The 12,503-nt window shown below is 35.5% G+C and carries 6 protein-coding genes; all 6 read right to left on the bottom strand.

Annotated features, from left to right (window positions below):
- Positions 1–3: 3 nt before the first annotated feature.
- The 6 genes from DOS84_RS10250 to DOS84_RS10220 all read right to left on the bottom strand — a co-directional run bounded on the left by DOS84_RS10250 (position 4) and on the right by DOS84_RS10220 (position 12,455).
- Positions 4–1,326, bottom strand: coding sequence for a Gfo/Idh/MocA family protein (locus DOS84_RS10250; protein WP_243636371.1), 1,323 nt, complete (start codon positions 1,324–1,326; stop codon positions 4–6).
- 132 nt (positions 1,327–1,458) lie between these two features.
- Positions 1,459–2,757, bottom strand: coding sequence for a DUF3472 domain-containing protein (locus DOS84_RS10245; protein ID WP_111410037.1), 1,299 nt, complete (start codon positions 2,755–2,757; stop codon positions 1,459–1,461).
- A gap of 20 nt (positions 2,758–2,777) precedes the next feature.
- Entirely contained in the window at positions 2,778–4,958 is a 2,181-nt protein-coding gene (locus DOS84_RS10240; protein ID WP_111410275.1) for a M1 family metallopeptidase, read from the bottom strand.
- A gap of 119 nt (positions 4,959–5,077) precedes the next feature.
- Entirely contained in the window at positions 5,078–8,176 is a 3,099-nt protein-coding gene (locus tag DOS84_RS10235) for a DUF5107 domain-containing protein (protein WP_111410036.1), read from the bottom strand.
- Between the two features lie 213 nt (positions 8,177–8,389).
- Positions 8,390–11,407 carry a glycoside hydrolase domain-containing protein gene (locus tag DOS84_RS10225; RefSeq protein WP_243636360.1) on the bottom strand — a complete coding sequence of 1,006 codons (3,018 nt, stop codon included), beginning with the start codon at positions 11,405–11,407 and terminating at the stop codon, positions 8,390–8,392.
- 58 nt (positions 11,408–11,465) lie between these two features.
- Positions 11,466–12,455, bottom strand: coding sequence for a c-type cytochrome (locus tag DOS84_RS10220; protein ID WP_111410034.1), 990 nt, complete (start codon positions 12,453–12,455; stop codon positions 11,466–11,468).
- Positions 12,456–12,503 lie beyond the last annotated feature (48 nt).

The raw sequence follows: 12,503 nt of genomic DNA, 5'->3' as shown, positions 1-12,503 counted from the left end.
TTTTTACTCCGAAAACTCCACTGTTTTCAATTTGTTCCATCCGCCACGAGTAAAATCAGGGATTTGGACAGGAGCCGAACCATTGTCAAGGGAGATTTCGGTCAATGGACCAAGACAAGACCATTCGGCCAAATCATAGACATCCATATCCAATGGCAGTCCGTTTTGAAGGCAATGAATCAAACGATAATCCATTATGAAATCCATACCTCCGTGACCTCCAATTTGTTTGGCTTTTTCTTCAATTCCTTTTACAATAGGATGTTTATATTTAATCATTAATGCTTTTTTCACCTCTTCAGACACATACTCCTCCGCATCCAATTTTTGATAATCTGGAGTGATGTCAGCACCAACAGCTTTAGATCCCAAAGCATATCCTTCAACTGGATATTTATTGGCAAATCCTTTTGTCCCTGTTAATTGATACATACGAGTATATGGACGAGGATTAGCCACATCATGCTGAATCTGAATTGTTTTTCCGTTCTCCGTACGAATCATCGTCATAGTGTGATCCCCATTTCTAAAATCTTTCAAATCCTCACCTTTTTTCTCTTTGATAAAAGTTGGAATTCCCACAGTTTTAGTATCCATAGAAACCAAATAATTCATCTTATCCCCACGGTGAATGTTCAATGCCAGACAAGCAGGCCCCATTCCATGAGTTGCATAAATATCTCCACGATGTTTTATGTTATAGTCTAAACGCCAATTATTCCAGTAATCCATCCAATACGGTTCAAGATTATGAATATAAGCACCTTCGGCATGAAGAATTTCCCCAAACAATCCTTTCTGAGCCATATTCAAAGTGGTCAATTCAAAGAAATCATAAACACAGTTTTCCAATTGCATACAGTGTTTTCTTGTTTTTTCAGAAGTATTGATTAGTTCCCATATTTCATCCATTGTCATTGCAGAAGGTACTTCTATGGCCACGTGTTTTCCATCTTTCATCGCTTGTACTCCAATTTGGGCATGATGCTTCCAGTCGGTAGCTACATATACAAGATCCACATTTGGAAGTGCCGTTACCTGTCTCCAAGCGTTTTCTCCAAAAAATTCTTTAGCTTTTGGAAACCCTGCTTTCACAAGGATCTTATTCGCCGATTTTGTTCGGTCTTCCAACATATCACAAAGCGCAACAATTTCAACTCCCGGAATATGTGTCATACGTTCAACAGCTCCTGGACCTCTCATACCCAGTCCTATGAATGCTACACGAACAGTTGGTATTGGGGTACAAGCCATTCTCAAAACATCCGTTTGTCCTTTGGCACGTTTTGGTGTGTCAGTCTTTATCATTTGGGCAGATGCCCCCATCCATCCCAATAGACAACAAGTAATCAGAATGTTTTTAAAAAAAGTAGTTTTCATTATATGTTAATTAGTTTAAAAAATAGATACAAAATCTGTATATTTTTGGTCAAAATCATTTTGACAATGACTTAACTTTTAAGGCAAATTTTTAAAATCAATGTTTGGTTTATTGTTAGTTAAAGGTCTTGTGAAAATAATTTGCTTCTTAGTGTAATTGTTAAAGAAACCTCCGTTTTTCAAATAGAATGATTTCATATCCAAACCTCCTGAATAATCCATACGATACCCTTTATTTCCTGTGTTATCGCAAGTGAATTTTGCGGCGTTTATTTCAATCCAATCTCCTAAATTATTACAAACCCACTGATTACCAAACAATACTTTGCGTGATATATCCCCCTGCTCTGGAATAAAATTTTCTAAAAATGAATGAAATCGTTTCAAATATGTATTTGTTTGCGGGCGATTAAAACTCGCAATTAACTGCCATTCATTCAATTCTGGAGCAAAGAAATAGGCCGTATAAATAGTCGTATTATCTTTTTGCGGCGCACCATGTAATAAAAATTTATAAGTATTACCAGCAGTCCAATTGTACCTCAAATAACTTTGTCCTCCAGAACCTTCATTGCCAAACTCTCCCGCCGTTACCTCTTTTCCTTTTTTTAACAACTTTATTTTTTGAGAGTCTGGAATACTTTCCGGATTATCAGTTTCAAAAGGACTCCAAACAGAAAACAGAATTCTACGTTCATTATCAGAATTAACCTGAATTCCAAAATAGCCTTCTCCAAAACCGTTTGCCATATAATAAGACCCAACAATATCCTGACCTACTGGCACAGTAATTTCATTATAATACCATTCGGCATTTACATTTTCAGGCACTTGGTAATTTAAATGAACCGAAGGTCCGCGCCTGCCCCAATGATAAAAATTGCCTTCATTATTAGGAACTAGTGCAATTTTCCCATTGAAATCAGTACTCCTAATTGTTAATGTCGGAATAGAAGGAAAAGCATTTGCAGTCTTTCTTATTCCTTTTATTTTTATGGCAACATAACCTGTATCCGAGATTTTCCAATTTCCAACAATTAGAGACTGTTTTTTTGTTTCGTCATATGTAACTCTTTTGGACACATTATTGATAATAAATTCAACTACTGATTTTCCAGAAACAGCAACCAATTCATCTGTAGCAATTGTAAATGTTCCAGGTTTTGAAATTCGGAAGTAGGCTGTAAAATACTCTTTGGGATTAGTCCAGTTTTCTATTCCGTTATTAGTAATTGTTGGATTTTCTTCAAGATGCAAAGAACTGAATGCATTTCCTCCAAGAGGTAATGATAATTCAATTTTTGAATTTTGGGCCGACGATACAAGACTAACAAGAATCGCAGAAAAGAAAGAAAAAACAACTTTTGAATATTTCATTTTGATTAGGATTTTGAAAACTATTTTTGATTTTCAATTTTTTTCATCAATGGAGAAATGTGTTTTTGGGTGTCATCGTCCAATGATGATAAAACTTTATTTCCTTCTTCGGGTGAAAATTTATTAAGTCCTACTACCCCTGCAGCAATCACTTTATAAGATTGTTCTTTGACACTTTCACTCATTAAACCTTTATAAGCAATATCACCTGTAGATGCCAATTTCAAAATTGCTGCGGCTCTAACTCCTGTATTCTTATCATTTTTGGCTATATCCAGTAAGCTTTTCAATGCAGCATCTTTAGTTTGATTATCGTTTAAATCCAATCCTTTAATACTAAGTGTTCTTAAATCATCTTGTTTATCACCTAAACCTGCCAATACTATAAGTTGAGCAGTATGACTTTTATCTTTTACAGCAAATTTTATTGCTTCAATTCTGTTGAAATACGATGGAACATTTTTATATTGGTATAAATAATCTTCCGCCTTCTTGTTTTCTATAATTTGGCCAACCAAAATTTTATCGGCGTCCATATCTACAAAATCAGGTTTGGCAGGTACATCAAAACTGAAAATTTGCTCTCTATTTTCAATTAGAATATTCTTTCTTATTTTACTTCCGTTTACATAAAAATCAACTTTCAGAGGCAGGCTAAACAATTGTACTGAACTATCCTGCGTTTGCTTTACAGAAATAGTCGCTTTCCCATTTGCATAACCATACTTAATTTCTAAAATCGGATTACCACCTTGATAATACCATTGGTTAAAATACGGACTCCAATCTATTCCGGTCACATCTTCCATTGCCAAACGCAACTGATGTGTTTCTCCACTCTTAAAAGCATTAGTTGTCAAATAACGATTTAATGATTTAAAGAAAGCTTCATCGCCCATTTGATTTTTTATAGCATACAATATTATAGAACCTTTTGAATAGCTAATATTGTCGAACATATCTTCTTTATCATTGTAATGAAAACGGGCCAAAACAGGGCTCATTCCATTTTTGCTGGAACCCAAATAATTTTGCAGTTTTTCATAACGTGATCTGTCTTCTGCATCTTGTCCGGCATCATGTCCATGCCAAAGGACTTCTCCAAAAGTTGCAAAAGATTCGTTCATCGTTAAATTAGACCAAGATTCGGCAGTCACATAGTCTCCAAACCACTGATGAAAAAGTTCATGTGCAATAGTACTTTCTTCATTTTCATCCAGCAATTCTCTTTCTGTTTTTTGAACATAAGCACCATGCAAAGTAGCCGATGTATTTTCCATTGCGCCGGAAACGTAATCCCTGGCTACAATCTGAGCGTATTTAACCCATGGATATTCAACTCCCAACATTTTACTGTAAAAATTCATCATATCCGGTGTTTTACCAAAAATTTGTTTGGCGTAAGGCGCATACTTTGGCTCCAAATAATAGCTAACTTCTTTTCCATTATAGGAATCTTTAAATATTTTAAAATCTCCCACAGCCATCATAAACAAGTAAGGAGCATTAGGGACATCCATCTTCCAAGTATCCGTACGAGTTCCATTTTTGTTGGCTTTTTGGGCAACTAATTTTCCATTTGATAAGGTTGTGTATTTAGCATCCACAGTCATCGAAATCTCCGATGTTGTTTTTTGATTTGGCTTATCAATAGTAGGAAACCAAGCAGATGATGCCTCTGTTTCACCTTGTGTCCATATTTCTATAGGCTTATCTTCTTTACCGTCTGGATTGATAAAATACAGTCCTTTTGCATTAGTAATTGCAGCACTTCCTTTTGCTTTTAACTCATCTGGTTTTGCTGTATAATCAATGTAAATCGTGTATTTCTCTGTATTTTTATATTTTCTGTTTAGAGTGATAAAAAGTTGCTCTGTATCGTAAGTATACTTTAAAGGAACTTTTTTTGTCCCTTCCATGATTGCAATTTCCTTAAAATCCATTCCCTTGGCATCCAAGGTAAGGGTATCCGTTTCGTAAAAATGAGGCGTTAGAGTAAGCCATTCTTTTCCGTATAAATATCGCTTGCCATAATCAAACGACACTTCAAGTTTTGTGTTTACGAGATCGTTAACCTTTTGTGCAGTAACTCTATAAACTGCGAGCTCGTCTTTGTTTTTATTTGCGTTCTGTGCACTCATTTCTAATGATACCAGTGAGATGAAGCTAAAAACTGTACATTTTAAAAAAAGCTTATTCATTTTTATTTTGTTTATGATGGTTATTTTCATGATAAAATTACACCAAATCATTCATTGATCTAATTCAATCATCCTTATTTTACATTAGTCATGATGAGACTTTTTACGCTAGCTTATTTTTAAAGTTTTTCCAAAATTCTGACTTCACCATCTTTTTCATCCTCAGTTAAACCAGCAGATTGCTTTTTGATGTAAGTGTGCAGACACCACTGAATAATTTTATTGGAAGGATATATATTCGCTTGCGCCTGCAACCATTCTTCCGCTTTTTTTGCATTAGAAGTTTTTTCAATAGCCCATGCAGAAACCAATTGATTGGCCGGTAAAAAGTTCATAACGGTATTATCCACTTTTGGACTGAAAGCAATGATTTTTTGCAAACATTCGTTAGCGGTTGCCTTATCTCCAAGACTTGTGTAACACAAATAATTCAACCAGTTTTCCAATCTTTCGTCAATGTTTTCGTCATACGGTTTACCCGCGCCCAAATTTTCAGGCCATAACTTAGCCTCTGCGATAAACTGTAATGCTTTTTTGTATTGCTTATTTTTCATTTCCGTTACCGCCTGCATTAGTTTGGCTTCATGATACAATTGTCTACCAATAGTGGCTCCTTCAAAAGGCAGAATTTTCAGTTGGGTTAAGAATACATCTGCAACTGCATATTTTTTAGTAAGCAACAGTGTTTTTGCATATAACATTCCAATGATGTAATTCTCCTTATGTCCTTTGTAAAAAGGTTCTACAACAGCCAATGCTTTGTCATATTGCTTTTGCACGATAAAATGTTCCGCCAATAATTTAGAGTATCTCCATCCTTGTTTATTCAGTTTAATGGCTTGTTGAAGATCAATCAAAGCTAATTCTGGATTCTCTTTCATCAATGCTGCCCTTGCTGCATAAAAAGCAGGGTCCATTGGTTTATAGCCGCATTGCTGAAACAGTTCTTTTGCTTTAGCAAGATTATTTCTATTCCATTCAATTAGTGCCAAATGATATTTTAATTGCCATTGACCATTTGTTGGAATCAATTTTTCTAAAATATTGGCAGTTTCAGCACGAAATGGAAAACTGATTCCCGGTTGGATTTGACTCAAATCTACAGGCTTATTCTCCAAAAATGCTTTCCAATACGCTAACTCTGCATTTGGTACAGCAACCGAGAAAGCTTTTAATGCTTCTTCTTTTCGATTTAATCGATAATACCACATACCCAATTCCAAATAGGTTTGTTCAGGCATTTCATTTTGTATCATCGAAGTGAAATTTTTCTTTGAGGCTTCAGAACCTTCCGAGATAAATTTTTCAAAACGAACAAAATGATTCAAAGGATCAACTGCGCTAATTCTATTAAGTATTTCATTTGATTTTGAACTATCATTTTGCAAGCGGTATATAACAGCCAACAATTGCAAACTTTCCAGATTGTACTGATTGTTCAATAAACTTTTCTCAGCGTATTCAATGGCTTTGTTTAGTTCATTTTCACAAAAGTAAAGTTTAGCTAATTCCGTATAAGCAGCTGAGCGGAATTCAACACTCGAAGCGGCAAGATCAAAACCATCTTTTGCATCAGTTGTTTTTCCTAAATATAAGTTGGCCATCGCATAATAATAATTGGCTGCAGGATCATAGGTATTAATTGCCAAAGCTGTACTGGCCGTTAAAACTGCCTCTGCATATTGCCCTTTTCTAATTTGCAAAGACGCCATATCCGACAAAGCCGGAGCATAATTGGTGTCTTTTTTCAAGCATTCCGTTAACTTCTCCTCTGCTTTTATATAATCCCTAAAACTAATCCAATTTTTGCCCTGCAGGTATAAGCCATATATCGAGTTATTGTCGAAATCTTTAGGAATTTCTAATGGTCGACTTAGGTTTCCATCTTCTGGTGCCGAATTCCAAACCAGTTTATTCTCCCCTATTGTTAGTTTTAACTTATTTTCATTAACAGAAACGCGAATAGAGTCTTTGAATAGTTCCATTGGTTTAACCGAAATATCCTTCGAATACACCACTTTGCCATTATCAAACACAACCAGTTTTTCGTTTAACTTTTGCAATGGCGAAAAATAAATTTTCAACCATCCGCTCTCGTTTTTTACATTTACAGAACCATAATTATTTGCTTTTACGAAACCTTTGGTTTGCTTGACAGGAAACCAAAACTCTGTCCAGGAATCCGTCTGATACGGTGAAAAAGAGCGGTGTTTAAAAGGTGTGTACATGCTGTTTTCACTAGATTGATTGAACAATCTGCCGCTTTGCACTTCTACATATTGTCCGTCTGTGTCTGTCAATAATTTTTCCCAAATCATTCCTTGTTGAGACAAACCCCAAATCCATATTTTTTTTCCGGGTTTATCATCATGATTGCTATATCTGGCCATTCCAAAATCTTCATCATGCCAGTATCCTCCAAAAAAATCACTGTACTTCCCAAACACATGGTATGATTTGTAACCTCCAAAATTGTTATTATTGTAAAAAGAAAGATCTTTTCCGTTTTCCTTGTTGATAGGCCATGAATTATACTCACCATCGTGACCAAGATAATTTTTGCCTGGATAAATGAATTGCAAATTCCCAGCTGCCTTAATACCTGTATTCATCCAAGTATAATAGGGTTGCTCAAAAGCAGTATCGTTAAACCAAAAAGAATTGGTGGTAAAATATGCCTTATCTTTTGGCAAATTAATGTCTAATTTCCAAGAAGTTCGAGTAAGCAAATCAAATACTCCAATAACACAACTTACACTACCATCTTCTCTGGTAATGGTTATATAATCTACCGGTGTGGCACAATTTGGCGTATGCCCAATAATACCATAATTTCCTTCAACACCACCGCTGGTCCAAGGTCCACGCATAGCAATATCCCTAAATTTAATTACGTGATTGTTGTAAATAAAATCTTTTCCGGTTGACTTCTCGATGGCGGACCAAACCTTGCCTCCCACTTCTGGCAATATCGTTAGCTTAATATAATCGTTCTCCAACTCTATCACTTTCCATTCTTTTTGCACAGGCTTATCAGTAAAGCCGTCAAATCGATAATATGGATAGATTTTTGAGTCTGGTTTTGGGATAGGATCCGGATCCGAAAAAGGATAGGTTGTAAAAACCTTTTTATACACTTTGATTGTTGGTGCGCTATTTTGAGCAACAGTAAACTGACTTACAAAAGATAAAAGGATGAATACTGATTTAAATTTCATGGTAAATGTTTATTATTTTTCAACGAATTCGAGCCATAACTTACTGGTTAAACAATATGTTATCGCCACTCTTCCTTTGTTTTTAGAATCATGGCGATTTCATACATTTTGTCTTTTATTCCTTCCCATTGCTTTTCATTTTTATGCTTTAAAACATAAGGTAACCAAACCACAAAGAACAATTGAATTCAAATTAAAAAGACTTTAAAAAAATTATTGTTTAACAATCAATAACAATCCTTTCCCTTTTGCAACCAGTAGTTCCGAATTAGCAGAAAATTGCTGTGCTGATTGAAAATTCTTTACTTCAGGAATTGTTATTGTAGCCTTAGCAGGATCGATTCCTAACTTTTTCCAGTCAATATTCAGTTTTACTTTTACATCCTCATCAGCCCAACTTGCAATAGATATTAATGCTGAACCTTTCTTTTTATAAACTGTTGCTAATACCTTGGTATTAGAAGTTTTTACTGGACAATTTTCGCTCCAATATCCAATCATTTCTGAACCTTTGATACCAAAATCATTCCATACTTTCCAGATTGGTCTTGGATCTGCATTTTCGCTCCAAGGCATTCTGTTCGTCATACCGTAAATCATACCACGCCAAGCGTTTCCTCCATCTTGCAACATTTCACCCATAAGTCCAAAAGGGATTCCACTTACTTCGGTCAAGAAAAAGTCAGGTTGATTTTTCTCATAATCGAAATATTCTCCAAACCACAGTTTATTAAGATATGGAAAATGCTCCATGTATAAATTGGCACTGTTATTAAATCCATCACTTTTGTTGAATTGGTTGGCACTGTGCAAATCAATTATTCCAGGATGTCCGTCTTTAGTCAATACTCTTTTAACACGCTTCATCGTAACCCTGTCAAAAGCAACATCATCAAGATAAACACCATCTATACCAACATTTTGAACCAGCCAATTCATTCCTTCAACGTAATAATTGTGCCAACGGTTCATACCGCTGTTTACAATCGCTGCATCCTTAATTTCGGGAACAAACCATGCTGCAATATAATCTTCGCCAATATGCTCTTGCAACCAATTAAACCCTCCTCCTTTACCTGGAGTAAAAATTTCATGTCCCAAACTGCGCAACGCGTGTATTTCATAACTTTTGTTACTAAGCTCTCTGATGGTATTGTAAATTTTAACTTTTAATCCCTTACTATGCGCCTCATCAATATAGTTTTTCATTTTTTCATGCTCGATAAAAGGATAATTGATGTATGGATTTATTGGGGTTGCATGATGTATATTCACAATTGTAGCTCCCGTTTTTGCAATGGTATCCAAATTATTATATCTGTGATAAAATCTACTATCCCACTGAAAATCTGTATTGATAGCATGAAAAGGTGTAATCAACAAATTGAAATTATAATACAAAACATCGCCTTTTTTCATGCTTCGATTTCCGCTGTAAGCGTTAACCAAAACCGCTTTTCCGCTAGGAACAATATCAATTCCCCCTCTGTTTTCATTACCCCAAGAAGTCGGCAAGATTAATGGTTTTTGTAAATAGAAATTAGTGTTCAAAGGGCGGCTGTATTTTTCATCTCTTAAGGAAAATTGCAATCCTGAATTCACATTTCCAACCCATGCACCATCCTGATTTTTATTCGCCACATCCCATTTCCATTTAAGCGATTCAGGGCGTTCTCCACCTTTTTGACCTAATCCCATCAAATATTTAGCCGATGTAGGCTGCAAAGGCATTTGAAAATTGATATCATTGAAAGTAACATCTTCAAGAGCCGTAATTTTAACGGTGTATGATAAAAAACCATCAAATTCAAGGGTTCCGTTTACCTGCATTTCAACAGCTGTATCTGTGTTGGTGCTTTCCCAAGCTACAGTTCCAGCCTCTTTCTTAGTGAACTTGAAACTAGTATTTTTCCAATTATTAATTTCTTTTCCGGTATTATCCAGTAAATGAAATTGTGCAGGAGCTGCTAATATATCATTGGCTTTGGCACCAATTGAAGTCATTTCAGGAGTGAAAAAAGTTTGAATTTGAGCTGGCAATCCATTTTTACTCAAAAGCACTTTTCTTCCTAATAATGAAATCTCCGATTCCTTTACTTCTAATGGTATATATGGTGCAATTACAGTGTTTTCCTGTGCCATTGTGGAATTCAACCATTTTAATCGGGTCATTTTCTCGGGGTGGTCAATGCCACCATTGTTAGTAACATCTCCATTAACCACCAAATGAAGAGAAACTGCTTGGGTGGCACCACCCGAACTAACCAAAATCTCACCTAAATAATCTCCAGCCACAGTGCTTTCAGGAATGTCAATTCCGCACCATAGGGCTTGTACTCTCCCTTTTGACACATTTACTGTGTTTGAAAAAACGGAACCGTCATATTTTATTCCATCTGTGTTGATACAGCTTATATTTTTTGCTGCAATTGTTTTTCCTGCTGCATTTTTTAAATCTGAAAACGTAACTTTTACATTGCTTAAATCTTGCAAAGCATAAACGCCCAACTGAAAAGCCAAATATTCTCCTCTTAACGCAGTATCTGTAAAAGTTTTTTGAACTCCTTTGTCAATCCAACGCTTTGGTAAATCTTTTTGCATTCTGATAGAATTCATTCGATCTTCTGGGAAAACCAAGAATGCTTTTCCTTGATTTTGTGCAATTAAATTTTTCGTTTCTTTAGCTGTAGCAATTACTTCCATAGGATAAAAACTATTGAAAGCATTGATACTTTGAATTTCCGAAACACTACAATTAGTTTTTAGATCGGTTTTTACTTTCGACAACCATGCTTCATCAGCCGTATTTTTTGCTTTAACGTAAACTCCTTTTGGATAATATACATTAGGGCCTTCATCTATGTATGGCAAATAATACACATAATAGGTCCCTTTACCGGAAACAGCTTCAAAAAAAATAGTTCCTGATTCTCTATTTATATTTTCAGGCTTCACATTAAGAATGTCTTTACCTGTTTTGGCATCCTGAACTATAATCTGTTTTAATTCTGGATTTTCGTCTCTTCTTCTCCAGTCGATTGTTGTTTTGGCAACTGTTCCGCTACCTGTAAACTGTACTACAGCACGGTGATTTCCTAGTAAACTTGGATTCCAACTGTTATTGCCATCAGTGTACTTTAACTCTTGCGCACGTAAAGCTCCAGTCGTTATAAAAAGACAAAGTGCAACTAAGCTACTTATAAAAGATCTCTGTTTTGAGTTGTATTTCATAATTGTATTTTTTTTCAAAAAATGTTCTAGAATAGTAATAGATTGTTTTATCAAACCTTTAATAAATAGCTTCCCAACCTTGTTTTTTCCAATATTCAATAATGGGTTTAAAAGGTCCTAGTCTATGTTGTTTTTCGCTAAAAGGATCAATAAAAGGAGCATGAGCATAATCTATTGCTTTAGCCTTTGGATCTGGATAATCCAATGTTTTAGGATTTGGTCTGGTATGAACGGAATCATCATTCACATAGGCCGCAATATCAAGTGCTTGTGCATCGGTTAAATAGGGTTTACCAACAGTTACTTTATCAAAAGGCATATTCCCTTTTAACCATTGTGCTTGTTTGATAACTCTATGCATGCTCGAACCAGGTTGGTACGCATATTTTCCCCATAAAGGTGGGTAAACGTATCCTGATTTGTCTTCGTTGAATTTCCCTTCCCCCTCATTTCCGTGGCAACGAGCGCAGTTTTCGGTAAAAAGTACTTTTCCTCTTTCAGGGCTTGCTGCCACTGCAGGGAATTCAATTTTTAGGTTTTTAGCTCCTTTAAACAAACTGTCCTTTGGTACAAACTTGCTAATCCATTTAAAATAAGATAAAAAAGCAACCATTTCGTCACTGTCCAATGGCAAAGGTTTACCGGAATGTGGACGCATCACACAATTGTTTACGCGTTCTGCAAGCGTGAGCACTTTGTCTTCTCGCCCACGGTATTGTGGATAATTGTCATGCGATGACATCAAATTGAAAGCGTAAGGCTTCGTCCCTGCATCTTGATGGCAATTGGTACAATTCATTTTATTGCCCAAATATTTTCCTTTAATTCCATTTGGACCAATATAATATGCCGTTCTTAGCATTAATTCTCTTCCATAACGCACCGATTCGCCAAACTTATCATTTGGAATTTTTGAAGTATCGATGGTAATATAAGATTCGTCTTTTGTTTCTTCTTTTGCAACAGTATTGGCCGAAGACGAATTACAAGAATTAAAAATCATTATTGGCAAAGCAAAAAGGATTCCGATAACAACTATTTTTTTCATACTGATAAGTTATTAAATCCAGGTACTTGAAGTTATTCCAATTGAAAC

Source organism: Flavobacterium aquariorum (genome assembly GCF_003254745.1).
GTDB classification, from domain to species: domain Bacteria; phylum Bacteroidota; class Bacteroidia; order Flavobacteriales; family Flavobacteriaceae; genus Flavobacterium; species Flavobacterium aquariorum.
This window is presented reverse-complemented; position numbering and strand designations above follow the sequence as displayed.